Below are 26,906 nucleotides of genomic sequence, written 5' to 3' on the forward strand. Positions count from 1 at the left end.
TGAAATGTTAACGAAGCAGGTTAGCTGAAAAAGACCAAAATATCCAACAAGTATTATACTTGTTACATATTTTCATATTGAAGGTATTCTAAAATATTTCCGAAGGGGTCTCTAAAACTAATATATTTTCCGGGAGGGCAATTAGTTGGTTCACCTACAATAAAATTTACTTCTTTCTCTTTTAAGAATTTAACTTTTTCATAAATATCTTCAGTTTGAAACCCTAAAACAACACCTGAAACATCTTGATTGTAGGTTGCATTATCTTTCTCCTCTAAAACAATTGGTAACTCACCGTGTACAAGTGATGCAATCTTAGGACCATACTGTTTGTTTAATTCAAAACCTAAAGTATTCGTATAAAAGTCAATTGCTTTGTTTAAATTTGGCACGTAAATGCTTATAACACAAACCTGATTTTTCATAATATCCTCCTATTATTGGTATTATTATAAACATTCTACATCGCTTAATGATAGTCCTTTCTTTTAAAAAATTTACTTATCTATTCTTGAAATAATGGTGTGCTTTAGTAAAAAAACAGGAAAAAATGAACTTGGAAGTGCTACTCCAAAACGATTTTCTATACAAAAGCAACCATTAACATTAACATAGCCAAAAACAAAAAAGAACCTCTCCTAAAATAGGAAAAGTTCTTTTAAATTATTGCTTAGATACCTTCATAAAGTTCTTGAACAGGCTTGATCAAGACACGATTTACTTCTTCAATAAGTTGGCTTAAGGCCATTTCTGCTTGAAGCATATGGAATATCTTTTCGTTTCCTTGCGCTAACTGAGCGGTTTTTTGTGCATACTCAATCTCTTCTCCAGAAATTTCTTCCCCGTTCATTTGCTTCTCTTGAAGAGACAATTGAACTTTACGGAAACTTTGGAATAAAGCTAGAGCTTGTTCATCAGCTTTTACAGATTCTACTGCAGTTTTTACATTGGAGAATTCATCCGTTTGGCGCAGTGTTTTTTCTAGTTTGTTAATGTCATCATAAATGTTAATCATGTTAGTTAGCCCCTTTAGTTTAAGTAGTAAAGAATACGATCAGTCCTTGAATAATACCGATAAGTCCACCAAGAACACCACCTAAAATGGTAATCATTTTGAACTCTCTCTTCGAAATACCAAGAACAATTTCCTCTAAGCGAGATACTGGAAAAGTATCTACTTGCTCTTTTACCATATCTTCTAATTTCATTTTACGCAAGACTTCTTCCAGCTTTGTTTCTGCTTCCTGGAATGCAAACGTCGTCACTTTAGGTATAAGATATGACGCTGTCCATCCAGTTGCTCCTGGAAAATAATGAAGGAAGCTATAATTCAATTTTTCTTCGATCGCCAATTGTTCTGCCAAATATTCCTTTACATTTTTAACAATAGGCTCAAAGTCAAAGCCTTCCATCATTTCATTAAGTGGACGGTCCTTTAATTTCTCCCATTCGTTTCGTACAATTTTTTCTAGCATATTTTTCGTTCCAGGTGCTCTTAGGAATTTTAGTATTTCCGGTTGAACTTTTCCAGCAAGTGATGATGATTCACCCATGAACATTTGAATCATATTGCCGAGTGTCCCTTTAGTAGATAGGAAATCATCAATAAGATTTTTTACGGTCATCTTACCTTCTTCTGATTCAAAGAAATCTTCACCTTTAACTAGAATATACGAAACAATTTCTCTAACTTTGGTATCAGCTCTTTGTTGCCAATCGATTGGTGCAAGCTGACGTATAGTTTCCTGTTCGAATCTAGCTTTTAATTGGCTAAATTGAACATCCACCTGGTCTTCTATTTTTTCATTTACAATAGTTGGAACGTTTTCAATTCCAGCAAGTTTCAACCAATCTTTTATCGTTTTTTCCGATTGAAAGACTTTGTCGTTCAGTTGCTCCGTTAGGAAATGAGCTGCTTTATTTTTCATTTCTTCATTGAAATACTTTTTCTTAAAGATATCAGGCGTCAACAAATGTTGGATAACAGTGTTCCCTAATTGTCTTGCTAGCTCATCGCGTCTTTTAGGGATTAAGCCTGGAGTGAACGGGATGCGCCACGAGCCTATATATTTTGCCTCATGTGGTCTAAATAACATTTTAATCGCAAAGTGATTAGTTATTGATCCAATCGCTGCTCCGACCACTGCCATAAATGTGATTGTCCATATAAAATCCATCAATTTCACCTTTTTCCTCTAGCTTCTAAATTATTATAGCAGAGGAAAGGCAAACACTAAAAGAATTTACAAAAAATGAAGCATAGTAGAAAGACGTATTGCATGCTCGGTCTCATCATGCATCGCAACAAATAGCGGTGCATATGCTTGTTGGATTGGTATTAACAATAACATTTCTTTATAAACCTCGGCAGCCTCTAGTTCATCCTTTATTGCATCTTTTATGCAGTCCTTCAAATCTGTACATAATTGAGGTTCCGGAAAGTTTTGAACAAATGTACCAGTCAGCATATAATAGAGTTGTTGGAACATTTCGTAATGGCTTTTTTCATCCTCATAAATATGTTCGATAAAACCTTGCAAATACGGATCATCAGTCAATTTATACATAGAACGATAAAAATGATAATCATGATATTCATTAAGTATGGCTTGCCTTAATTGCTCATTAAACAATTCGATGCTCCTTCACTAGTCATTTATACTAGTGTATGCGAACAAATTCGCTCACATGAAAGGTTGATATTCTTGCTACAACATTTTAGCTTTAAACCACTCTATGAAAACAAACAACTTCCAGGTTGGTCTGTCTCTTTCTTTTATAAACAGCAGAGATATACTGCAGAATATGAACCAGATGGCATGATAAAATGGCTCGGGGAAACACCAGCTGATGAAGAAACAGTGAAAAAAATGATACACGAGCTAATGTTATTTCATGTGTATGACTGAGGTATTAATATGAATATGCCAAGTTGTATGGAAATGATTTCTTCACTTCCATACACTTTTTTATTTCCACAAATATATATTTAATTGTTACTAATCTTCTTTCGTCCAAACACAAAATAGAAATAGCTAGAGGCAATAATATAAAGTATTCCTGTAATCGTAAACGTATAAGCATATCCCCAGTAGAAGCCAAATGTTACTACAAGACCTGTAGAAATAGCTCCAGTACTTGCCCAGCCTACATTGAAGACCATTTGGTTTACCGAATTTGCAAGTCCTTTATATTTATCCTGGACGAGATCCATTGCAATTGCACTTTGAATAGGATTCCCAGCATTCATCAAAGCCTGACGCATTAAAAAAGCAATAGAAGCGATGATTAAAGAATTGGTATAACCCGTGATGAATAAAAATGGAATTGAGAGCAGTTGAAAAATTACTAATGCCTTTACTTTACCAACTCTTTTCACTAAAGCAGGTCCTAGCAACATAGCTACCGCGGTCATTGCAGAGCCAAGTGACAATATGAGACCAATATATGTATTTGATGCATCAAAGCGATTAGAAAAATATAAATTCAAATAAGGAATGACAAGCCCTGATCCAGTTCCAATTAATAGATTTGCAAAACCAAATAATATTATAACCTTCAAATTATTGCGGAAACCTTTCGGTGTACTTGTTTCAATTTCTTCAACCTTGGTATTTGTATCTTCTTTAACTTTCACAGGTTTAAGCTGGAACAAAGGAAGCAAGCCCAATGTAAAAATGATTGCTCCTATGATTAACACATACTTAATGGAATCTACCGTAGGAATGTCTCCAATTACATGAAGGGCATCAGCTAACACCCCTCCCCCTAAACTTCCCACTACACTAGCAATGGTCATTAAAGAAAAGTGAATACTAAAAAGGTGCATACGCTCACTAGAATCTGTATTTTCAGCTAAAAAGGGAACGCCGGATACCTGGACTAAGGCCATAAATAAACCTGTAAAGAATGCTGCATAAATCAGTGATTGTTCTCCAGTAACTAAACTTCTGTAAAATAGAGTAATAGCAGCAACTATTGCCCCCACGATTATGATTCTTTTCCTACCTAACCGGTCACTTAAAAAACCTGCTGGCACTAACATTAGGGCAGAAGCGAGCGACGTCATAGAGATGATTTTACCGTTAAGTGTTTCAGGAAAACCAAGTTCTTTTATGTATAGGTTGTACATAACCATAAATACACCCATTCCAATTTGAATGAGTATATTCGCAAGCATAAACATTTTCACATTTCTATTAAAGGAGGATATCTTCTTTTTCCAATCAGCAAACCAAATAAACATAGAGTACCTCTTCTCTTTATTTCGGTACTCTAAATATATGATTTTCGAAGTAAAATTTCAATCTAATATTTTTATTGATTCGTTGCTATCATAGAATTTTAGCCTTACCTTATCTCTTAATTTTGTAAATAGGACTTAAAAGAAACTAGATTATTGGCCCGCTAAAGGTGTTTGGTTAGTAAGATTCTCCTCAAATAGATCAATAATTTCTATAAAACGTTCTGCTTCTCTGAACGTGTGATCTGCTAATAGTGGATGAATGTTACTCTTAATTCGACACGCCTCTATTAAATCGCGTGCTGTTTTCTTAAAGTCTCTTAATGAAACGACAGATACTCGATTTTGATCTAAAAATTGATCAAGCAGTGGAGGAGTCTCTGATTGTGGTTTCATATGTTCCAAGTCAAGTGCCTGATATAATAATTGATCAAAATCGTGGCTAAATTCTCTTGCCTGTTCGACTAATTTTCGTTCACTTGGGTCCAAAAGATGACCAATAAATTTAGCATGGTCTGCCATAATTTTAAGGAAAAATACATTTTCTTTAATGATTGCTTCTGGTAAAGGCTGCAGCTTCCCTTCATTTAATTCTTTTAACCTTTTAGCAAAATAAGCTGCCTCTCTACTTGTATGATCAACTAATAATGGAAAATTGTTCGTTCTGATTTCGCATCTTAGGATGAGTCCTAAAACTTTTCGTTTATACGCCCAAATCGATACTGCCGCTTGATACACATGTGTATTGAAAGCTTTGACCTGCTGTGGATCAGAATTCACAGAGTAACCCGCTAACTGCTCTTCAATTTTTTCGAAAATTGCAATGTACTGTTGTGCTTCTTCAATCAACTTTTGCTCATTAAAAGTAAATCCTAAGCTTAAAAAAAATGCATGTTCCTTCATAATTCTTGACCAAAATGCAATTTCATTCAATGACCTTACAACAAACTCATTCGCCAACCAACCACCTCCAAGTTTTCTTCCTTACATTGTATGATTCGTTTTATAAAAAAATTTTCAAGCCAAGCTAAATAAGAAGATCAATCAACGCGGGATCTCCGCTCTAGGCGAACGCTTTCCGCGGGCACGGCTCGAGCCTGTAGTCTCTCGCTCGTGCTATTCCCGCTGGAGTCGTCGCCTAGAGCGGAGATCATAAAGTTCAGCTTTTATATTTGAACAATATTTTCTTTATAAGAAAATTCATTTCATTTATTCTCAATATAACAAGTACCTGTAGTATAAAAGACGACATTATATCTAAATTTTGATTAAATATTAGTGTCTTTAAGCCGTATGCTATGACCAATCTAAATATGGAATACTTTACCAAGTTGATTGTTGTGAAAGTTGGCGACTCTAGCGGGATAAGCGAGTAAGTCGAAACACCGCAGAGAGCATTTTATAGAAACAAAGGCTTAGATCGACGCCTCGTGTGGCCACGCCTTCGTGACCAACTTCCTATTGGCTTGAGGAGGATTGGCCTCGCCCGCGGAAAGCGTCCAACTGAAACGGAAATCAGTTGTATTATTTTTTTATTTTCCAATACTCTGTTTTCACTGCTCATTTTTATTAACATCATAAAAAAAGGGAGTATCCCCGCATGTGTTATACATGCTGAGACACTCCTGCTTGTAACTTATACATTTGTTCATAACGACCTTGCAACTGTAATAACTCATCGTGAGTTCCACTTTCTACAATTTCTCCACGGTCTAGTACTAAAATGCGGTCTGCATTTTTAATTGTAGACAGACGATGCGCAATAATAAATGTAGTTCTTCCTTTTTTCAATACGTCCATCGCATGCTGAATAATCTCTTCGGTTTCTGTATCAATATTAGAAGTCGCTTCATCCAAAATTAATATCGCCGGATCAAATGCAAGAGCTCTAGCAAAAGATACGAGTTGTCTTTGTCCAGATGATAATGTGCTCCCTTTCTCGATAACCGGTTCATCCAATCCTTTTTCTAGATTTTTTAACACACGCTCTCCACCAACAGCCTCTAAAGCTGCCTCTACTTTTTCTCGTGAAATACGTGGATCGTTTAAACTTACATTGGATTCAATCGTTCCTGAGAACAAATAAGGATCCTGCAACACAATGCCCATATGCTCTCGAATCGTTTGTCTTGGTAAAGTTGTTATATCCGTTCCATCTATTAGAATTTTCCCTTTAGAAGGATCATAGAAGCGGAACAACAGGTTCATAATAGAGCTTTTACCAGATCCAGTATGACCTACAAGTGCCACTGTCTCTCCTTTATTAGCTACAAAATTCAAATTTTTCAATACATAATCGTCCGCTTTATATGCAAAGGATACATCTTTAAATTCTACATTTCCTTCATAACGCTTCATACGTTCATCTTTTACTTCTTCTCCTGATTCATCAAGTAATTGGAACACTCGATGTCCAGCAACCAAGGATCTTTCCAACTGCGAAAATTGGTTAACTATACCTGTGATTGGGTTAAATAATCGAGTCGTGTAGTCAACAAATGCATAGAGCATACCTGCTGAAATAATTGTATTTGGCTCTAGAGATAAGCTTCCAAAATACCAGATGAACATGACAAACATAATCGTACGGAGCACACTTACTAAGTTAAATGAAGTTGCTGAGTCTAATGTTAATAACTTTTTCTGATAGCGATAATGTTCTTCATTCATCTCCTCAAATTCGTGTTCCATTTGCTTTTCGCGTTTAAATGCTTGAATTATGGACATCCCTTGAATGGATTCATTGAGCATGGCATTTAAATCAGCAATTTTTGTACGAACAATATGATTATATTTGGATGCATATTTTCGATAAGCAATCATCCACACATACACAATTGGAACAACAAATAGTGCCATTGCAGCCATTTGTACATTTAAGATGAACAAAGCTACGTAAACCCCTGCAATTGAAATAATACTTGTAGCAAACTGAGATAGTACTTGCACATACAAGTTACGAATTGCTTCTGTATCGTTCGTAACACGTGCTACAACTTTTCCAGCAGGTAAGTTATCAAAATACTGTATTGGCAATGTTTGCGTATGTTGAAAAACATCATTTCGAAGCTTTTGTACAACTCGGTTTGCACCAATCTGTAAATTAATAAACATAAAATATCTAAACACTGCTGTTACGATCGCTAAGCCGAAGTAAACTGCCAACAGCATTAATATAGGCTGAAGATTAATAGCTCCTTCGGTGATATGGTCGTCGATAATTTTCTTCGCAATGAATGGACCAGTTAAATCTGCAAACACTGCAATAGTTAAAAAGATTAGGCCAAGAATAATTGGTTTTTTATAAATTAACGCATAATGGTAGAGTCGTTTTCCTGTACTCATGACGACACCCCCTCAAGCTGTTGACGATCATATTGCTCTTTGTACCAACCATTTTGTGCAAGAAGTTCTTCATGAGAGCCTTCTTCTACAATTAGACCTTCATCTAATACGATAATATGGTCCGCATGCTGGATACCTGATAATCGATGCGTCGTAATAATTGTTGTCTTTCCACTACGTTCATTTTGAATATTTTCAATAATTTTAGCCTCTGTTTTTGCGTCTACTGCTGAAAGTGAATCATCTAACAGTAAAATTTCTGGGTTCTTAATAAGTGCTCGTGCTATAGATACACGTTGTTTTTGACCACCAGATAAGGATACCCCTTTTTCTCCAACTAACGTTTCTAAGCCCATTGGTAAATTCATTAGATCTTGCTGGAAATGTGCTAAACGAATTGCTTCTTCTAGCTCATCCTCCGTTGCATCCTCTTTACCAAATAGAATATTTTGGCGAATCGTTCTAGAAAACAGCACATGGTCCTGTGGAACATAACCAATCCATTCAAGTACCTGATCTTTTGTTTGTGCGGAAATAGCCGTATCTCCTATTGTTAACTGACCCACTCCAATTGGATATTCCTTTAATAATTGCTTCATAAAGGTAGTCTTTCCAGAACCGGTTTTCCCTACAATTCCTAAGGTTTGACCTTTCTGCAGATTCACTCGAATATTTTGCAGATTTTTTACTTGAGACAGTGGGTATTGGAACCCAACATCCTCGAAGCCAATGGAATCCACACTATTTAGATGTACCGGTGAAGTCGGATCTTTTACATCCTGGTCGTAGTCCAATGTTTCTTGCACTCGATCAAGCGAAGCATTTCCACGCTGCATAACATTGATAAGCTCACCAATTGCAAACATGGGCCAAATCGCCATACCTAAGTAGACGTTAAAAGTGATTAAATTTCCAACCGTCATTTCACCCTTTGATACTAAATAAGATCCGTAACCTAAGGCAACGACATAACTAATACCAGTTCCGACTTTAGTAATCGGTCCGAAAAGGGCATCAATTCGTTCCACAACCATATTTTTTTCATAAACCTCTTCACTCATATCAGCGAATTTTTGTTCATCCGCTCTTTCCTGGACATAAGCGCGAATAACACGAACCCCAGCAACTGATTCTAAAACTCGGTCATTTAAATCACCAAATGCATCCTGTGCAACCATATACTTTTCGTGAATAATCTTCCCAAGATATTGCATGATAAATGCTAAAATAGGTATTGGTAATATTGCAAAAAAAGTAAGCTTCCATGAAATGATAAAGCCCATCGCAAGTATAAGTGCTGCCATATACATCGTTGAATCGATCAATGTCATAATTCCAAATCCTGCTGTTGTTGCTACCGCATTTAAATCATTTGTTGCACGGGCCATCAAATCTCCCGTACGATTTTTTTCATAAAATGTAGGTGTCATATTCAAAAATTTCAAGTTTAACTTCGAACGTAATATACGCTCGATCGTTATCGAGCCACCAAATAATTGGTATTGCCAAATAAAATTTAGTGCATAACCTACAATAATTATTCCCACAAAATAAAGAACATATTGCATTAACGACTCTTTTGTCATTACACCCGTCGTTATGGAATCGATTGCTTCACCAACTAACCATGGTGGTAAAACCTCAAATGCACTAGCAATTATTAATATACTAACTGCAACTGTATAACGTTTCCAATGATCTTTAAAAAACCATTTCAATTTAAATAAAACAGAAAACATTGTCTAATCCCTCTTTTCTTCTTTCTACACTGTACTTCTTAGCTATCCACCTTCAAGAGATTCCTTCAATAAAATTTGCTTTTTCCGTTGAATTTTCATATCCAACACTCCTTTTTGAATTTTTGCACCAAAATATGGAAATAAAAAGACATAAAAAAGCGCATTACCCATCTAGAGGTAATGCGCTTTAATAGTAGACAATACAATACGAATACGTAAATGTCTGTTATTAAATCATTTCCGGTCTAATGGTAGGTATGAAAAACTTATTGTGTAATTAGCTTTGTCTTTTAAACGAATCATTTTGTCATACCTCCATTTCCATTTTTTTGTGTATATTAACAGTAGCATACTGAAAATTTAATTGTCAATACTTTTTGAATTTTTATAAAGCATGAACAATTGCACCTAATAAAACACTTACGATTACGACTTTAAATGGCGCTAATTTATAGACGACTAAAAGAGTAAATGTCACTAATACAATAACAAAATCAATCGGACTCTTCACTGCACTCGTGAATACTGGATCATAAAGTGCTGCAAGAAGAATTCCTACAACAGCTGCATTAACTCCCTTTAAAGCAGCTTGGATCCCTTTTTTAGAACGAATAATAGACCAAAAGGGCAATGTTCCAATGACCAACAAAAAGGATGGTAAAAACATGGCAACCACAGCTAATAATGCTCCGCCTGTTCCAGCAGTTATTTGTCCTAAAAAACCAGCTATTGTGAATAATGGACCAGGCACTGCCTGTGCCGCTCCATATCCTGTAAGGAACATATCTGCAGATACATCTACCTCTTTTTGCAGCATTGGTAATACAACATGCCCACCACCAAACACAATCGATCCAACCCGATAATATGTATCAAAAATAGTATAATAGACAGATTGTACAAAAGGCTTTAGCAAAGGTAGCAAAACGAGTAACAGAAAAAACAGACTCCAGCTAATTATTCCCGTTTTTTTCCCGAAGCTAAGCTTCATCTCTGGAGCAGCCTCTATTGTTTCATTTTTAAAATAAATATAACCAAAAATGCCGGCTGTAATAATAATTGCTATTTGTCCAATCGCGGTAGGAATAAGCAATGTGAGTATAGCGCATGCTATGGCAATAGAAATCCTTATATGATCTGGTGCTAATGATTTTTGCATTCCCATTAATGCATGCGCTACAACAGCTACAGCTACTATCTTTAAGCCCTGGATCCATCCGCTATCAAAAGAACCCGAACCCGATATAACTGCAGCAAATAGCATTAAAAGAATTACAGAGGGCATCGTAAAACCTAGCCAAGAAATAATACCTCCTAGTATTCCACCTCTTAATAAGCCTATAGAAATTCCTACTTGAGAGGATGCTGGTCCAGGTAAAAACTGGCACAATGCAACGATATCTGCATACAATTTGTCGTCTAACCATTTTCTTTTTTCCACATACTCATCGCGAAAATAACCTATATGTGCAGCTGGTCCCCCAAAGGATGTTAAACCTAGCTTAGTAGACGCTTTTAATATTTCTATATATTTATTTTTCATCAGGAGCCTCCACAATAATATTAATCTCTATTATCTAATATTCTTCATCGCAGTGATATTAAGCTTTTGTAAAAATTGATAATGGAATATATGCATTTAAAGTAGAAAGATTTGTAATTTCATTTTATATATTTTATTATTAAACGTATAAACTATTTTTTAGAAAACAGGAGGTGTACACTTTGTCTTACCCCTCATTTGGGTTAGGGACAAAGTAATTATTTGGACATAGCCATACGATTGACAGCGTTTGCTGTCTTAATCGCATTCACTGCATTTTTCGTTGCGAGTGAGTTTGCAATTGTAAAAGTAAGAACTACAAGAATTGATCAGCTTATAGCTGAAGGGAACACTAAGGCGATAGATGCCAAAAAAGTAGTTTCCAATCTGGATGAATATCTTTCTGCATGTCAGCTCGGAATCACCATAACAGCTTTAGGGTTAGGTTGGCTCGGAGAACCGACGATAGAACGGATTCTACATCCGGCATTTAATTATTTTGAGCTCCCAGAGAGTGTTGCCTCTTTACTTTCATTTATTATTGCATTCTCTCTTGTAACGTATATTCATGTAGTCGTAGGAGAGTTAACACCAAAGACATTCGCCATTCAAAGGTCCGAACAAATTACGTTAGCTGTAGCAAAACCGCTTATCATTTTTGATAAACTTATGTACCCAGTAATTCATGGGATGAATGGTTCCGCACGATTCTTAGCAACTAAAGTACTTGGTTTAGATGCGGTATCAGAGTCAGAGGTAGCCCATTCCGAAGAAGAGCTTCGTATGATTCTTTCCGAGAGTTTTAAAGGCGGAGAGATTAACCAAGCGGAGTACAAATACGTAAACAAGATTTTCGAATTTGATGATCGTATTGCCAAAGAAATCATGGTTCCACGTACAGAGATAACTTCAATCGATAAAGATTTTACGTTAGATGAAGTATTTCAGCTTATCGGAGTCGAGCAGTTTACGAGATATCCAGTAACTGATGGAGATAAAGACCATATTATTGGACTTGTTAATATGAAAAACTTATTAACCGCATATATTAAAGACCCTACAAATGCGACTACTCCAGTTAGCGATTATATGCAACCAATTATCCGTGTTATTGAGAATATGCCAATCGCCGATCTATTACTTAAGATTCAACGTGAACGTATCCATATGGCAATCTTAATGGATGAATACGGTGGAACATCTGGACTTGTAACTATTGAAGATATTATCGAAGAAATCGTAGGGGATATTCGGGATGAGTTCGATACCGATGAACTTCCAGAAGTTCAAAAGTTAGCGGAGAATCATTATATTGTCGATGCGAAAATGTTAATCGAAAACGTAAACGACTTACTAAGTATAGATATCGACGAAGAGGATATAGATACTATAGGAGGTTGGTTTATGACCAAAAGCTATGAAACCGTAAAAGGTGAAAAAATTCTAGAACAAGGCTTTGAGTTCATGATTAAAGAGATTGATGGGCATCATATTCAATACCTAGAGATCATTAAAAGTGAGCCGCTTGTTGAAGAACCTGAACCTATAGAAGAACAATAAAATCCATTATAGATAACAAAAACGACTCTCATTTGAGGGTCGTTTTCCTATGTCTATAATTGTTGAAATGAGGAAACAATGTGGAGCTTTATACAAACTTAAGAGAAGGGGAAAAAGGTGCTTGGATAAGTATTACCATTTATCTATTATTAAGCACACTTAAGCTAACCATTGGTATAGTTGGTTCCTCCGAGGCCTTAAAAGCAGATGGTCTAAATAACTTTACAGATATCATTGCCTCTGTCGCTATACTAATCGGACTGCGTATTTCTCAAAAGCCACCAGATAGTCATCATCAATATGGACATTTACGTGCGGAAACCATTGCTTCCCTCGTTGCTGCATTTATCATGGCATTTATCGGAATCCAAGTACTTATTCAAGCAATACAACATATTGCTACTCCTATCAAGGAGACTCCTTCACTTTTAACCGCAGTTGTTGGGCTAGTTAGTGCTATTATCATGTACATTGTCTATCGATATAATTTGCGGCTTAGTAACCGTATTAATAGTGCTGCCTTAAAAGCTGCTGCTTATGATAATCGATCTGATGCATTAGTCAGTATCGGTGCAACCATCGGGATTGTCGGATCTATTTTGGGCTTTCCAATTTTAGACGGATTAACTGCCCTGTTAGTCGGTATAATCATTATTTATACCGCTTATACTATTTTTCATGATGCTGCTTATACACTTTCTGATGGTTTCAATGTGGAGGAAGCGGAATCCCTATCTACAATAGTAAGAATGGTCAAGGGTGTCGATGAGTTAAAGGATTTTAAAGCAAGAATGCATGGGAATTTGATGTTTGTAGATATTACCGTAACCGTAGACCCTAATTTGAATGTGGTCAATAGCCATCGCATCACAGAAGAAATAGAACAACGAATTATGAAGGTCAAGCCGTTTTCCGTGGTATTGGTACATATTGAACCTAATATGGACATGTTTGCTGAAAAGTAAGTAGTTTTTGTGGTCGAGCGATTTTTAGGGCTAGTCGAGCGATTATTGGAGTCCATCGATCGATTTTTGGTGTCCATCGATCGATTAGGAGGAACTATTGATTATTACGCAACATTCTTCAGCTTACTTGCAACTTTCCAATGCGTTTGCGCAACGTTCAATTCGATATGCGCAACTTTTTAAGGTTTCTATCTTATTCGCGAACAAGTTCTAGTAGGTTAATGGTCTACATTAAAAAAAAGCACGGTGGATCGCATAGTCTTTGCGATCCACCGTGCTTCTTCATTGTCCACTCGGCTCTGTTAAACCGTGCTTTACTGCATAAAGAGCTGCTTGTGTACGGTCTTGAACATGAAGCTTGGCAAATATATTGGAAATATGTGTTTTTACTGTTTTTTCGGTAACAAACAAAGATGAAGCTATTTCTCTATTACTTTTCCCTTTTGTCAATTCGGATAGTACATCCTGCTCCCTAGGAGTTAACGGATGTTCTTCGTGTGGACTTAGTACCACTGGCTCCCACTCTTTCTCTAACTGAGTTGTCGCATCTGGATGTAGCGTATTTTCTCCACGCATTAGCTTTCGAATGGCGTCTGCCAAGTCATCTGGTTCTATATCCTTCAGTTGATAGCCAGCTGCACCCGCTTTTAAAGCTGGAATAACATGGTCTCGATCTGAAAAACTAGTGAGCATTAATATTTGAATTTCAGGATACGTATCCTTTATGCGTTTCGTTGCTTCTATTCCATCCATTACGGGCATGACCAAATCCATTAATATGACATCGGGATTCAAGCTTGTTGTTAGCTCTACAGCTTCTTTTCCATTGGTAGCCTCGCCTACAATATCCATGTCCTTTTGTGTTTTTAGAAAAAACATTAACCCTCTTCTTACTACATGATGATCATCTGCAATTAGTACACGTATCATAATAACTCCCTCCTAGTAAGGCAATCTTACTAATATCTCTGTTCCTTTTCCCCATTCTGTTACCCAATCGACGGTTCCTCCAACAAAATTTGCTCGATCTTTCATGCTTTGGAGACCGATTGAGCGCAGTTTTTTAGGTTCTTTCATATGAAACCCACAGCCCTCGTCTTTTACAACTAACAAAACATCTGTAGAAGTAACTGTTAGATATAGTTCAGCTTTGAGTACACCAGCATGCTTTCGAATATTATTTAGTGCTTCCTGAGCAATTCGAAACAGTGTTTCTTCAATGATAGTCGGTAGGTTAATGACCCCTTTTACCTTCACATTCAATGAAAGTCCCAAAATTTCTCCATAGCCTTTCAGACCTTCAATAATTCCTGATTCCAATCCTTTTGGTCGCAGCTGCCAAATGAGTGCACGCATTTCTGTTAATGCTTCCTGAGTTAAATATTGTATTTCTTTAAATGTATTTTTTATCTCCTCTTGCTCTGTCATTTCAACTCCGCCGCGAGCAGTTAACGTAACCGAAAATAATAATTGGTTTACCGAATCATGTAAATCTCGTGCAAGCCGATTTCGCTCCTGTACTAGGGCTACCTGCTGCTCCTGTCTAGTGAGTAATATTCGCTTGATAGCTGAACCAATTTGAAAGGCTACAGATTCCAATAAGGCAAGCTCTCCATCTGAAAACCTTATCGTGTCTGGTGTCGCGACATTTAATAGTCCGAAGCTTTCCTGACCTGATTGTAAAGGTACTGTTGCATGATGCGTAATTCCACCACTATCTTCATTACTCATCTTTCTTGCATTGACTATTCGTTTACATTCAATGATATTCGAAGCTTTTTTTAGCTCCCCTTTTTGAAACCTAGTAACACACCAGCAGCCGCCTTTTTGCAAATATCTGCAATCATTTTGCTTTAGTGCGTTCGGCAAATTTTCGTGTGCAATTAGCTGTTGCTTTCCTTTTTCATCAATAAAAAAGATCCAACCCGTTTCAAATAATGTACCTTCTAATAGTTTTTGCAAAGCACCTTGTAGCATTTTTTCCATTTCTGTTTCTTCATTTAATAATTCCGCTATTTCTTTTAGTAATTCAATGTTCGAGAGTTCATTTGATTGCATGTAAACTCCTCCAAATATATAATTCATCTATTTCCATATTATCACTTATCCACTATTCACTGTAGGATCTGGTTATCATACTTTTGACCGAAAAAAAACAGGAAAAGCAAGTTTACTTTTCCTGTTTCTCTATTAATCTACTAAGTATTGATTCATCTTCAAAGAAAAATCATTTTGTAGGGCTTGTAGTTTTTCTGAGCTTTCTGCTTCTGATCCACTAAGCACCCCATAGTAATATTTAATCTTAGGCTCGGTTCCACTTGGTCTTACACAAACCCATGAACCGTCTGATAGGAAGTACTTAATAACATTCGATTTTGGCAGGAATATTTCCTCTGTTTCTCGTCCATCCGTAAATGTTCTTACGGAATGCAAGTAATCCTCTTGAGAAAGAACACTAATTCCTGCAATTTCTGTAATAGTATTTGTACGAAGCTGTTTTAGTAAGTTTTGAATTGCATTTACTCCACTTACCCCTTTTTTCGTAACAGATTGAAGGCCTTCTAAATAGTAACCATGTCTTTCATATAACTGAGTTAATACTTCGAGAAGTGTCATCCCTTGTCTTTTATAATAGGCAGCTGCTTCAATTATCGCTAAAACACTTTGTACAGCATCTTTATCACGCGCGAAATCTTTTATCAAATAGCCATAGCTTTCCTCATAGCCAAATAAAAACTGGAATTCCTTCGTCTCTTCGTATTGTTTAATCTTTTCACCGATAAATTTGAAGCCAGTTAACACATTTTCTGTGCTTACTCCGTAATATTCTGCTATCACTCTTCCCAAATCAGAGGTAACTATTGTTTTAAACACACGTCCATTGGCTGGGATATTCCCTTTTTCTTTAAGCTGTGACAGCAAGTATTCAATGAGAATGGCTCCGGTTTGATTGCCTGTTAAAAGTTTGTATCCTGAAGCAGATTTAACAGCAATTCCTACTCGATCACCATCCGGATCGACTGCTATTAAAATATCTGATTCGGTTTTTTCACCGTGCTGAATAGCGTATTCAAAGGCACTCTGCTCCTCCGGATTTGGAGATTCTACTGTAGGAAAATCTCCATCTGGCTCCATTTGCTCCTCTACATAATAAATGTGCTTGTAGCCAACCTCGTTTAATATACGTTGGACTGTTGTTCCAGATGCCCCATGTAAAGGAGAGAATACTACCTTCAAGTTAGAAGATGGTGCGAATTCTTCGTTTTCCTGCACTGTTTTTAACGCATCCATATAGATCTGATCTAGTCGTTCATCTAATTGAATGATTAATTGTTTGTCGGGATTTCGTTGATCGATATGAAGTGCATCCCCTGCATCATTCACATGCTCGATAACGACTTCTGCATCCGCCAAATTTAACTGTGCCCCGTCCTCTCCGTAAACCTTGTAGCCGTTATATTCTGGTGGATTATGACTCGCTGTAATGACAATTCCCATGAATGCATTTAAATGTCTAACGGAAAATGACAGCTGGGGTGTCGTTCTCGGCTCCATATATAAATATGCTTTAATCCCATTAGAGGCAAGTGTATTGGCTGCTTCACGTGCAAACTCTGGAGAATACCTGCGACTATCATACGCAATGACTACCCCACGCTCCATCGCTTCTGCTCCAGCTCCTTTTATATAAGATGCTAGTCCAGTAGTTGCTTTTCGAACAGTATATGTATTTATACGGTTCGTACCAGCTCCGATTTCGCCCCGCATCCCACCTGTTCCGAATTCTAAATCGCGGTAAAAGGCATCTTCTATTTGTTTTTCATCCTTTGCAATGAGCTGTAGATTCTCTTTCCAATTGGATTCTAGATCAGTGTAGTTATTCCACTGATCATATAGTTGTCTATATCGCATATTTGTGAACTCCCCTCCATCACTTTTTATATTCGACACTGTATATATCACGACGTCTGTCTTTTAACTGCTTGACTGTACCATCTTGACGTTGGCGGCGAAGGATTTCTAAATCGACATCCCCTATTAAGACCATTTCCACATTCGGCTCCGTTTCTCCTACAATGCCGTCACGTGCAAATTCAAAATCAGACGGAGCGAAAATAGCAGACTGAGCATATTGGATATCCATATTTTCTGTTTGCGGTAAGTTTCCAACAGTCCCTGAAATTACTGTATAGATTTGATTTTCAACTGCCCGTGCCTGTGCACAATAGCGAACACGTAGATAACCTTGACGATCCTCTGTACAAAACGGTGAGAAAATAATATTCGCCCCCATATCAGTTGCAATGCGTGCTAGCTCTGGAAACTCTATATCATAACAAATTTGAATGGCGATTTTACCACAATCCGTATCAAATACTTGTACAGAATCACCCGCACTAATCCCCCACCATTTACGTTCGTTCGGAGTAATATGGATTTTATATTGCTTGTCAATTGCACCATCTCGATGGAACAAATAGGCGATATTATATATTTCTTCATTTTCTTCTTCCACAAAGTGGGAGCCCGCGATAATATTAATATTATAACGGATCGATAAATCTGAAAATAACTCCATATATTGCGGTGTATATTCCGTTAATTTACGAACAGCCTGGCTTGGAGATGGCTCATTCAGGAAAGACATTAACTGTGTTGTAAAGATTTCCGGGAACACGACAAAATCAGATTGGGCATCAGACGCCACGTCAACAAAATATTCGCATTGGTTAGCGAACTCTTCAAAAGAATTAATTTTACGCATCATGTATTGCACTGCACAAATCCGTACAGGATAGCTCGTTTTAAAATGTCGTTTCGATAGTGGAATATAATCAATATTGTTCCACTCCATTAGTGTTGCATATTTCGCAGATGCCTTGTCATCTGGTAAATAGTTTGGGTTAATACGCATCAACGTAAAGCCATTCATTAATTGGAACGTTAAAACTGGATCATATATTTTATGGCGAGAAACAGATGTCACATACTCTCTTGGAGACATCTCTTCTGCAAATTTATGATAGTTTGGAATACGCCCTCCAATAATAATTGACTTTAGATTGAACTGCCTTGCAATATCTTTTCTGCCTTCATATAAACGCTGTCCAACCTTCATACGTCTATATTCAGGGTGTACCATTACTTCAATTCCATATAAATTATATCCTTCTGGATTATGATTAGTTATATAACCTTTATCCGTCACATCAGACCAAGAGTGGCGGTCGTCGTACTCATCAAAATTGATAATAAGACTTGAGCAGGAACCAATTACCTTTCCGTCCAACTCAGCAACCAGCTGTCCTTCTGGAAAAATAGTTAAGTGACTACGTAGATGAGCTACCTGCCATGGTTCCATACCAGGAAAACATAAACGCTGAATTTCTAAAATTGACTCTATATCGGAGAAAGACATTTGTCTTATAATCATGCTTTGTTCAAACGGTGATAAATCAAATTCTTCAGTCATTTTATCGGCTCCTCTTTATATAAGTAACTTTCATTATATAGTTCTTTTCCCTGCAGTTAAAATATTTTACTTGTATTTAAAGAAGGATTATACTTTTATTTGAGTTCAAAGTAATCTAAAGGAGTTCCTATGACAAAAAAACTAGAAAATCTACTATTATTTATGTGGACAGTTGCCTTGACCGCAACACTAGGATCTCTCTATTTCTCAGAGATAAAGGGATACGAGCCTTGTGATTTATGTTGGTATCAACGAATACTCATGTATCCACTTGTGCTAATATTGGGGATTGCATATATTCAAAAAAATCCGAAAATCGCTATGACTACACTTGCATTTTCGGTGATCGGTGGATGTATTTCTGCCTATCATTATAGCATTCAAAAGCTTTCGTTCTTGCAAGAAACTGCACCAGCCTGTGGAAGAGTTCCTTGTACAGGGCAATATATTAATTATGCAGGATTTATCACCATTCCATTTTTAGCGCTTATTGCATTTATTTTGATCGCAATTACGAGTGTTACAGTGTTAAAGACTATCAAGGAGGAAAAATAATTTTGAAGAAACTACTTATATTTGGTGGAATTATAGTTGCAGTCTTTGTTTTAATCTTTGTTCTAAACTCCCAGAAAAACAAGGATGCGTTAGCTAATAATCCATACGATACCGACGATTTAAGACAATCTACAATTGATCTAATCGATGATCCAAACTATCAAAACATTATTTTACCAGATGAATTGGAAAAGAAAATCGCTACTGGAGAGCCTGTTACAGCATACTTCTTTAGTCCTGAATGTGTACATTGTCAGGAGATGACTCCTCGTTTATCTCCACTTGCTGAAAAAAATGATATTGAAATTGTGAAATACAATGTACTTGAGTATGAAGAAGGTTGGAATGTCTATGGCATCAAAGCTACACCAACGATGATTTACTTTGAAGGTGGCAAAGAAGTTGTACGAGTAGAAGGCGCTATTTCTAATGATCAAATTCAAGGGTTCTTTGATCAAGTCGTTTTAAAATAACCAAAAGGGTCTTGTCTAGTAGACAGGACCTTTTTTTAAAAGGAGCAAAAAAATGATACATACATTTACGTATACTGTACAAGAAGATGGCTTAACAATAGATAGTCTTTTTCAAGAGAAATGGAAACTCGGCAAAAAACTAATACATGAACTACGAATGCAAAAGGCTGTCAGCAATACAAGTGGAGAACTTCTACAATGGAAGCTTCCTAATAAAAAAGGTGATGTACTTGTGATTAAATGGGAAGGAGAATCCTCTAACTACCTACTTTCCGATCAAATTCCATTGTATGTTGCGTATGAAGATGAGTATTTATTGATTGCTTCTAAACCTCGTGGTGTATCAACTCACCCAAATGAAGAAGGGCAAAATCATACCTTTATGAACACCGTGACAAATTATTTACATAGTAAAGGTCATCATTACGGGGAACATGTACATCGTATCGATGAAGGCACAAAGGGTTTAATCGTCATTGCAAAAAATCCCCTTGTCAAAGGCATGCTTGACCGTATGTTAGAAAACAAAACAATCGTCCGCACATACGAGGCAATTGTAGAAGGCCAAGTAAAAAATCAGCATGGTACCATTCGAGCTGCGATTGGTAATGACCGCCATCATCCAACGAGAAAAAGAGTTTCACCATCAGGACAAAATGCGATTACTCATTACGAAGTCGTAGGAAAGCACGAACAGTTCACGAAAATACATGCAATTTTAGAAACTGGACGAACACATCAAATTCGAGTTCACTTAGCTCACTTAGGACATCCAATAGTAGGCGACGAGCTATATGGGGCTAAAAAAACACCTACTAAACTGTATGAGCTCCATGCATTTAAAGTCCAATTTAATCATCCAATTACAGGCGAAGTGCTTGTTGTGGAAGATAAACGATAAACATGGTGTAACTAATTTATGACTATTGCAGAAAGCTTGCGAAAGTTTTGCAATAGCATTGGAGCCGCTTAGGCGCAACTCTCCACCAATTACTCACCACATTTAGATGCTATTGCAAAACGTTGCATATAAGCTGCGGAAAGTTGCGCATTTGCTTGCCGATGTTGCGAGTATATGCCCAAATGTTGCGCAAACAGAAAAAGTAGATGAGAGATTTTCGTTTCTCATCTGCTTTTTAAAATTCTAAATATTTTTATCTAACTTTACTTCAAACTGAGGATTCGTCACGTATTCCATATATTTTACCGTGCCATCAAAGTTTTCATATGCCTCATATCTTGTTCTAATGGCAGCTGCAGTAATGAACTCTAGTACTTGCTCCTTCTTAACCCAACGACTGTCAGAAGTTTCCTCGGAGATACTTAACACTCCACCAATGGGCTTACATACAAAATCAAACATTACTTTTGTAGGCACATCCGTAACCTCGTCATACCATTTATATATTCCTGTATTTGAATAAGTTCCTAATAAGTGACCTACCTCAATATCAATTCCACTTTCTTCCTTAACTTCACGAACTAACGCCGCTATTAAATTTTCTCCAACCTCCACCTGTCCACCAGGATAGACCCACCCTCCATGCTGCGTTTTTACTAAAAGAATTTCCCCTTGCTCATTTTCAACAATTCCTCCAACAGCAACTATATGCGTAGGCATAATCATTCAAATTTATCCCCCTTATTAATTCTACTCTTTCTTTTTAAGCATAAACCTCACAATTCGCCCTCGAATGCATGTTGCTCATACTTTCTCCATTTATAAAAATTATAAAAAAATTGACCAACAAACCCCACACAGTATATAATTGCGAAAATAAAAAATATCTTAGTCGACCATACATCAAAATGATATATGGTAAAAAGGCATAAGATTACAAACGGGGCTGTCCATATCGTGCGAATCATCTTTCTTCTATAGGTTAGCTTATGGTAAGTAATTGCTAATCCTTTATCTACTTTCGGCTCATTTTTATAAATCAAAGATAAAATAATATCGACAAATAAAACAATTAGTATAATTACGATAATTGGCATTAACTCTAGATCAAAAATAATAATCACACCTCAACTTTTTTATGTCTATTTAGTTGATTTTCAGAAAAAAAGATCTTTGCCTGAAAATATGCATTAGCTGTAAAAAGCTGTGTTTTTATCTTATTCGTTTTTATTAAGGAACCCAAAGAATCAAAATTGATCAATTTCACACTAATCTCTTCGGTCTCATCTAAATTTTGTTCAAATTGTTTAAATGCATCCAGCAAAAGATATGTTCTAATTTTGTTATTTTGTGTAGCGGGATTTATCATAAATTCGCCTAGCAAAATTGGCTTCTTATATGAAACAAAACCAGTTTCTTCTCTAATTTCTCTTCTAATGGCTTCTTCGTCCGTCTCATTATCTTCTTTTTTCCCTGCTGGAATCTCTAAGTAAATATCATTTCCAGCATGTCTATATTGTTCAACAAGCACCATCTGGTTTTCCTTAGTAAGAACTACTGCATTCACCCAATCGGAATATTCGTTTACAATATACTCATCGATAACAAATTCATTGGGGAGCTCACATGTATCTTTTCTAATATTCCCATAAGGACTTTTATGCACATATTCCGATTTTAATACTTTCCACTTTTCCATATTTACCCCCATTTAACCTTTCTATTTCATCATCTCATTAATAATATAAAGATTGTACATTGCAGGAATTAGCAATCCTAGGGCTAGGCAAATTACCGCACCGAATTTAGATTGTCTAGTTAATCGAGCATCACCTTGTTTTAAGTATTGAAAAAAAGTAAGTGTAAAGTAAAAGCACATTATTATTAATACTGTAGAAAAGATTCCTAACCAATTTCCTGTTCCCATACATGCTCCACCTTTCTTTCGTTACTGAAGAAAAAAAGCAATTAAGAAAAACAAGATTCCTAATCCTATTTCTTTTCCTACCGTTATCTGGCCTTCTTTTTGAAAGTAGCTTTCGATTCCTTCTACAAGGAAATTAATACCTAATAATATAAATACTAACTTCACATAGATAATATCGATATCATTGACAATGGCCATTACTAGCATCGCGATCATAAAGACTATTAGTAGCACCTTGAGTATTAAGAGTGGCGTACTACTCTTTTTTTTCCTCGTCTTTTCGAAAAATATTCTCATTAAATTGACCCCATCTATTATATATTTATCTATATTATTTATACGTTAAAATATGTAATAGGTTTCATTTTTTGAGTAATATTTCCATTATATACAAAAACACGGTAGTTTAACTTCTAAAGACGAAGTATAACTAACGTGTTTGTTTGACTTTATTATTAAAAATTAAAATTATCCGGATCTTTACCAGTGCGCTCATTTAAATTAAGTGCATCAATATTTTTCATGTCCTCGAATGATAATTCGAAATCATACACATCCATATTTTCTGCGATTCTAGATGGATTTTCTGACTTAGGAATGACGATTAAATCATGCTGTAGATGCCATCTAATCACTATTTGTGCAGTTGACTTCCCATACTTCCCACTTATACGTTGAAGGGTTGGCTCTTCTAAAATACGACCTCTTGCAAGTGGTGACCACGAAGTTATCGCGATTCCCTGCTCTGCACAATACGCACGTAGATCAAACTGAGTGAGACGTGGATGACATTCAACTTGGTTTACCATTGGTTTAACATTCGCTTTTACGGCAATCGCCTCCAAATGATGGACATGATGATTCGCTACACCAGTTGCACGAATTAGCTTTTCATCATAAAGACGCTCTATTGCCCGATATGTATCTACAAAAGTTTCTTTAACTGGCCAATGGGTTAAATATAAATCTACATAATCCATACCCAATAGCTCTAGCGATTTTTCAAAAGCTCTGAGTGTTTGATCGTAGCCTTGATCGGTATTCCACACTTTTGTTGTGATGAATATGTCCTCACGTGAAACATCAGAAGCTCGAACAGCCTCGCCAACCTCTTTTTCGTTTGCATACAAACTTGCCGTATCGATATGACGATACCCATAATCTAGTGCAGTTGTTATTGCTCGAATAGCAATATCAGAATCTGTCAATTTATAAACACCTAAGCCCAGTCTTGGCATTTCTATTCCGTTAGCTAATTTTTTCGTTGAATGTATATTTAGAGTCATGAATGCTTCTCGCCCTTTCTTATGAGGAAAACGACTGATAAATCAGTCGTTTTCTCGTTTCTTCATGGAGGAAGTATCTTCAGCTTGAGCAGGATCAGATACACGATTATCCTCTTCTAGCTCTTTGTTGTCCCTCATTCTATCCATCTGTTTTCCTAATAGTTTTACTTCTTCCATATTCGTTGCCATTGAACCGTTCTCTGGACCATTTTTGAATTCATTCATTCCAAAAATCACTCCTTTTCTTTATGTTAGTAGAATATTCGAAAGGTTGCAACATTCAAATGAACGATTTTCGTCAAATTTCATTTTTTCGTATTATTTCTTTTTCAAACAAATTAGGGTATACTAGTTGCAGAATACTATAGAGGAGGCACTCCATATGAAACTAATCCTTATTCTTGGTGTTTGTATTTCATTCCTTGCAGCAATTTTCAAAGCAGGATACGACGACAAACCAGGTGCATCTGAAAAATAATCTATTTTTAAAACGGACGAGTCTATAATGACATCGTCCGTTTTTTTTAGTGTAAATTTGGGTAGTTTTGTTGACGCAATGCTTCATAGATAAGTATTGCTGCTGTGTTAGATAAATTCAACGAACGAATATTATCATTCATAGGAATTCTCAATGCCCGGTCGGGATGTGCCTCGATAAACTCGCGTGGTAATCCTTTTGTCTCGCGTCCAAAAATAAAGAAGTGATCTTTCTCCAAATCACTAAAATCAAATGTAGTATGTGGTTTAGCACCAAACTTTGTAATTAAATAGTATTCTCCTGCTGGATGAGCAGCAAAAAATTCATCAAGACCATCATAATAAGTAATATCAACATGCGCCCAATAATCAAGTCCAGCCCTCTTTAACATCTTGTCATCTGTCGAGAAACCTAAAGGTCGGATTAAATGTAATTTAACTCCTGTTCCCGCACATGTTCTAGCTATATTCCCTGTATTAGCAGGTATTTCTGGTTGATATAAAACAACATTTATACTCAATTATTCCACTTCCTAGTTCTCAATTGTATAGTATTCTAATCCTTTTCGAATCTCATTTAAAACTTCTTCGACTTGTTCATTCTGTTCAGCTTCTTTAAGGGCAAACAAGCCGTCTTCTGTATTTATTTTACCAATAGCCCATGCTGCAGTACCTCGAATTACTGGTCGAGCATCATGTTGCATTAAATCTATAAGTGTAGGAACAGCTTCCTGCTCTTTAAAATGGGCTAATGCAATTATAGCATTTCGTTGAATTGGATTCTTCCCTCTCCAAGCTCCGGACATATGGCCATACGTATCTTTGAACGTACGATTTGTCATTTTTAATAAAGGGAGTAGTAAAGGCTTAACTAACTCAGGATCAGGCTTAAACGCCTCTTGGTGAAGATTAGCCTTACCTTTGTTCTTTGGACAAACTGTTTGGCATGTATCACAGCCATAAATTCGATTGCCTATTTTCGCTCGAAACTCGTCTGGAACCATTGTTTTCGTTTGAGTAATAAAGGCAATACAGCGCTGTGCATTTAATTGTCCGCCTTCTATTAATGCTCCTGTGGGACAAACATCCAAGCATAACCGACAATCACCACATTGGTCTTCCATCTGCTCACTCGGAGCAAAAGGAATTGAAGTAATCATTTCCCCCAGATAGACATAGGAACCAAACTCAGGGGTAATAATGGAGCAGTTTTTCGCACTCCATCCTATGCCTGCCCGTTCCGCAACAGCACGGTCAGAAAGTTCTCCCGTATCTACCATCGAACGAAGTTTAGCGTCTGGAATATGCGTTAAAATATATAATTCTAATAGTGCTAACTTTTCTCGTAAAACTGTATGATAATCTATACCCCAAGATGCACGTGCGAAGATTCCTCTTCTTTCACCTTTCACACTTTGTGGTGCATTCTTCATTTTTGAAGGGTACGCAATTGCAATAGAAATGATACTATTAGCTTCTTCTAGCAAAGTTTTAGGATGCACTCTTTTGTCAATATCAGGTTCTTCGAATCCAGAAGCATACCCTAACTCCTGCTGCCTGATCAATCGATTTTTTAATTCGTGAAATGGAGAAACAGAAGTAAATCCAATTTTATCAATTCCAATGGATGCAGCGTAATCTATGAGGTTTTGTTGAAACTGAATGATATTCACAAATGTTCTCCTTTCTTATGCTACACTAAAGAAAATAAGTGTAAGGATGGTTGATATGATCGTAAAACTGGATGATTTAATAGTTGAAATAGAGCCTACCTTTAAATTAGGCATTATCCATTATAACAAAATTATTGTTACTTCTTCGCCTCAAATGCTTAAAGGGCGCCTTCAATTATTTCAAGAACAACTTTTCTTTGAACTGGAAGACAAAGCCGTCACAGATTTCGACGGAATAAAGGAATGGAGAGCTCTTTGGAAAAAATTCGGAGCAGATCCAAATCGTTATCGCCCTTCAATGGAAGCTATGTATAGAAGGATTGCAAAACAAAATTATATCACACCGATGCATTCGGCTGTAGATTTAAACAATTTCTTCTCTATGCAATACGAAATTCCAATGGGAATCTATGATGTTGCAAAGATTCATGGTGATATTACACTAACAGTTGGTAATGCAGAAACAACATATAATGGGTTAAATGGTCGAGAAAACAAATTACAACACATACTTACGCTTCAGGATGACGTGGGACCATTCGGCAGTCCGTTTGTAGATTCCGTTCGAACTGCTGTATCTGAAAACACAACCGATGCTCTGCATGTAGTATTTTTACGACCTTCGATCAGCAAAGAAGATGGACAGCAATTGATTACTTCCATGGGGACAATGTTCACACAAATACATGGAGGAAGTTTTGAAACTACTTTTATTGGCTAGTTTACACATAAATTTAAAGGAGAAA

General features: G+C 36.5%; 28 protein-coding genes. 7 read left to right on the forward strand and 21 right to left on the reverse strand.

All coding sequences use genetic code 11. The annotated features are described in order from the left end of the window. Positions 1-62: 62 nt before the first annotated feature. The 4 genes from ACIQX2_RS14910 to ACIQX2_RS14925 all read right to left on the reverse strand — a co-directional run bounded on the left by ACIQX2_RS14910 (position 63) and on the right by ACIQX2_RS14925 (position 2,633). On the reverse strand, positions 63-425 hold the full coding sequence (locus ACIQX2_RS14910) for a VOC family protein (protein ID WP_402852036.1): 363 nt from the start codon (positions 423-425) through the stop codon (positions 63-65). 245 nt (positions 426-670) lie between these two features. Further along, positions 671-1,015: a YlbF family regulator gene (locus ACIQX2_RS14915; protein WP_093062887.1), complete on the reverse strand. Its 345-nt coding sequence runs from the start codon at positions 1,013-1,015 to the stop codon at positions 671-673. A 19-nt stretch (positions 1,016-1,034) separates the two neighbouring features. Beyond that, the gene (locus ACIQX2_RS14920; protein WP_402852039.1) at positions 1,035-2,177 is read right to left on the reverse strand and encodes a DUF445 domain-containing protein; all 1,143 of its coding nucleotides are present in this window, start codon (positions 2,175-2,177) and stop codon (positions 1,035-1,037) included. Positions 2,178-2,243: 66 nt separating this feature from the next. Continuing rightward, complete coding sequence (locus ACIQX2_RS14925) at positions 2,244-2,633, reverse strand: ferritin-like domain-containing protein (RefSeq protein WP_402852042.1); 390 nt, start codon at positions 2,631-2,633, stop codon at positions 2,244-2,246. A 72-nt stretch (positions 2,634-2,705) separates the two neighbouring features. On the opposite strand from ACIQX2_RS14925, the gene ACIQX2_RS14930 reads away from it, so the two are divergent. Continuing rightward, positions 2,706-2,909, forward strand: a complete 204-nt coding sequence (locus tag ACIQX2_RS14930) for a YheE family protein (protein WP_402852045.1) — start codon at positions 2,706-2,708, stop codon at positions 2,907-2,909. Positions 2,910-2,989: 80 nt separating this feature from the next. Here ACIQX2_RS14930 and ACIQX2_RS14935 read toward each other — a convergent pair whose 3' ends face one another. From ACIQX2_RS14935 to chrA, 5 genes are all read right to left on the reverse strand, one after another. Next, positions 2,990-4,246 carry an MFS transporter gene (locus ACIQX2_RS14935; protein ID WP_402852048.1) on the reverse strand — a complete coding sequence of 419 codons (1,257 nt, stop codon included), beginning with the start codon at positions 4,244-4,246 and terminating at the stop codon, positions 2,990-2,992. A gap of 150 nt (positions 4,247-4,396) precedes the next feature. Continuing rightward, entirely contained in the window at positions 4,397-5,203 is an 807-nt protein-coding gene (locus tag ACIQX2_RS14940) for a DUF2935 domain-containing protein (protein ID WP_402852051.1), read from the reverse strand. Between the two features lie 645 nt (positions 5,204-5,848). After that, positions 5,849-7,588, reverse strand: coding sequence for an ABC transporter ATP-binding protein (locus ACIQX2_RS14945; protein WP_402852053.1), 1,740 nt, complete (start codon positions 7,586-7,588; stop codon positions 5,849-5,851). Beyond that, positions 7,585-9,327 carry an ABC transporter ATP-binding protein gene (locus tag ACIQX2_RS14950; RefSeq protein ID WP_402852056.1) on the reverse strand — a complete coding sequence of 581 codons (1,743 nt, stop codon included), beginning with the start codon at positions 9,325-9,327 and terminating at the stop codon, positions 7,585-7,587. The genes ACIQX2_RS14945 and ACIQX2_RS14950 overlap by 4 nt, the downstream gene beginning before the upstream one ends. A 385-nt stretch (positions 9,328-9,712) precedes the next feature. Continuing rightward, a complete protein-coding gene (chrA, locus tag ACIQX2_RS14955; protein WP_402852058.1) occupies positions 9,713-10,870 on the reverse strand; it encodes a chromate efflux transporter in 1,158 nt (385 codons plus the stop codon). A 222-nt stretch (positions 10,871-11,092) separates the two neighbouring features. Between chrA and ACIQX2_RS14960 the strand changes: the two genes are divergently transcribed. After that, positions 11,093-12,430 carry a hemolysin family protein gene (locus tag ACIQX2_RS14960; protein WP_402852061.1) on the forward strand — a complete coding sequence of 446 codons (1,338 nt, stop codon included), beginning with the start codon at positions 11,093-11,095 and terminating at the stop codon, positions 12,428-12,430. 80 nt (positions 12,431-12,510) lie between these two features. Then, a complete protein-coding gene (locus tag ACIQX2_RS14965) occupies positions 12,511-13,395 on the forward strand; it encodes a cation diffusion facilitator family transporter (RefSeq protein ID WP_402852064.1) in 885 nt (294 codons plus the stop codon). A gap of 282 nt (positions 13,396-13,677) precedes the next feature. On the opposite strand, the gene ACIQX2_RS14970 is transcribed toward ACIQX2_RS14965, so the two are convergent. The 4 genes from ACIQX2_RS14970 to ACIQX2_RS14985 form a co-directional block, all read right to left on the reverse strand. Then, entirely contained in the window at positions 13,678-14,325 is a 648-nt protein-coding gene (locus ACIQX2_RS14970) for a response regulator (RefSeq protein ID WP_402852067.1), read from the reverse strand. A 12-nt stretch (positions 14,326-14,337) separates the two neighbouring features. Continuing rightward, positions 14,338-15,453: a GAF domain-containing sensor histidine kinase gene (locus ACIQX2_RS14975; RefSeq protein WP_402852070.1), complete on the reverse strand. Its 1,116-nt coding sequence runs from the start codon at positions 15,451-15,453 to the stop codon at positions 14,338-14,340. 132 nt (positions 15,454-15,585) lie between these two features. Then, on the reverse strand, positions 15,586-17,307 hold the full coding sequence (locus tag ACIQX2_RS14980; RefSeq protein ID WP_402852072.1) for a phospho-sugar mutase: 1,722 nt from the start codon (positions 17,305-17,307) through the stop codon (positions 15,586-15,588). A 19-nt stretch (positions 17,308-17,326) separates the two neighbouring features. After that, a complete protein-coding gene (locus ACIQX2_RS14985; protein ID WP_093062874.1) occupies positions 17,327-18,868 on the reverse strand; it encodes a carbon-nitrogen hydrolase family protein in 1,542 nt (513 codons plus the stop codon). A gap of 129 nt (positions 18,869-18,997) precedes the next feature. Between ACIQX2_RS14985 and ACIQX2_RS14990 the strand changes: the two genes are divergently transcribed. From ACIQX2_RS14990 to ACIQX2_RS15000, 3 genes are read left to right on the forward strand one after another with little or no spacing between them, the layout of a single operon-like run. Continuing rightward, a complete protein-coding gene (locus tag ACIQX2_RS14990) occupies positions 18,998-19,423 on the forward strand; it encodes a disulfide oxidoreductase (protein ID WP_402852076.1) in 426 nt (141 codons plus the stop codon). Between the two features lie 2 nt (positions 19,424-19,425). Continuing rightward, positions 19,426-19,896, forward strand: a complete 471-nt coding sequence (locus tag ACIQX2_RS14995) for a thioredoxin family protein (RefSeq protein WP_402852079.1) — start codon at positions 19,426-19,428, stop codon at positions 19,894-19,896. Positions 19,897-19,948: 52 nt separating this feature from the next. After that, complete coding sequence (locus tag ACIQX2_RS15000; RefSeq protein WP_402852082.1) at positions 19,949-20,797, forward strand: RluA family pseudouridine synthase; 849 nt, start codon at positions 19,949-19,951, stop codon at positions 20,795-20,797. 243 nt (positions 20,798-21,040) lie between these two features. Here the strand turns inward: ACIQX2_RS15000 and ACIQX2_RS15005 are convergent, their stop codons facing one another. From ACIQX2_RS15005 to queG, 8 genes are all read right to left on the reverse strand, one after another. Beyond that, complete coding sequence (locus ACIQX2_RS15005; RefSeq protein ID WP_402852085.1) at positions 21,041-21,523, reverse strand: NUDIX hydrolase; 483 nt, start codon at positions 21,521-21,523, stop codon at positions 21,041-21,043. 394 nt (positions 21,524-21,917) lie between these two features. Continuing rightward, positions 21,918-22,496: an NUDIX hydrolase gene (locus ACIQX2_RS15010; RefSeq protein ID WP_402852087.1), complete on the reverse strand. Its 579-nt coding sequence runs from the start codon at positions 22,494-22,496 to the stop codon at positions 21,918-21,920. Between the two features lie 21 nt (positions 22,497-22,517). Beyond that, entirely contained in the window at positions 22,518-22,724 is a 207-nt protein-coding gene (locus tag ACIQX2_RS15015; protein ID WP_402852090.1) for a hypothetical protein, read from the reverse strand. Positions 22,725-22,745: 21 nt separating this feature from the next. Further along, entirely contained in the window at positions 22,746-23,021 is a 276-nt protein-coding gene (locus ACIQX2_RS15020) for a hypothetical protein (protein ID WP_402852093.1), read from the reverse strand. Between the two features lie 158 nt (positions 23,022-23,179). After that, positions 23,180-24,010, reverse strand: a complete 831-nt coding sequence (locus tag ACIQX2_RS15025) for an aldo/keto reductase (RefSeq protein ID WP_402852095.1) — start codon at positions 24,008-24,010, stop codon at positions 23,180-23,182. A 42-nt stretch (positions 24,011-24,052) separates the two neighbouring features. Beyond that, on the reverse strand, positions 24,053-24,235 hold the full coding sequence (locus ACIQX2_RS15030; RefSeq protein WP_402852098.1) for a hypothetical protein: 183 nt from the start codon (positions 24,233-24,235) through the stop codon (positions 24,053-24,055). A 299-nt stretch (positions 24,236-24,534) separates the two neighbouring features. Further along, positions 24,535-25,008 (reverse strand): tRNA (uridine(34)/cytosine(34)/5-carboxymethylaminomethyluridine(34)-2'-O)-methyltransferase TrmL, encoded by a 474-nt coding sequence (gene trmL, locus ACIQX2_RS15035; protein WP_402852101.1) that lies wholly within the window; start codon positions 25,006-25,008, stop codon positions 24,535-24,537. Between the two features lie 12 nt (positions 25,009-25,020). Beyond that, positions 25,021-26,160, reverse strand: a complete 1,140-nt coding sequence (queG, locus tag ACIQX2_RS15040; protein ID WP_402852104.1) for a tRNA epoxyqueuosine(34) reductase QueG — start codon at positions 26,158-26,160, stop codon at positions 25,021-25,023. Between the two features lie 55 nt (positions 26,161-26,215). Between queG and ACIQX2_RS15045 the strand changes: the two genes are divergently transcribed. Continuing rightward, positions 26,216-26,881, forward strand: a complete 666-nt coding sequence (locus ACIQX2_RS15045) for a B3/B4 domain-containing protein (protein ID WP_402852107.1) — start codon at positions 26,216-26,218, stop codon at positions 26,879-26,881. Positions 26,882-26,906 lie beyond the last annotated feature (25 nt).

Origin of the sequence: Psychrobacillus sp. NPDC096623 (genome assembly GCF_044762655.1) — a bacterium.
Taxonomy (GTDB): Bacteria; Bacillota; Bacilli; order Bacillales_A; family Planococcaceae; genus Psychrobacillus.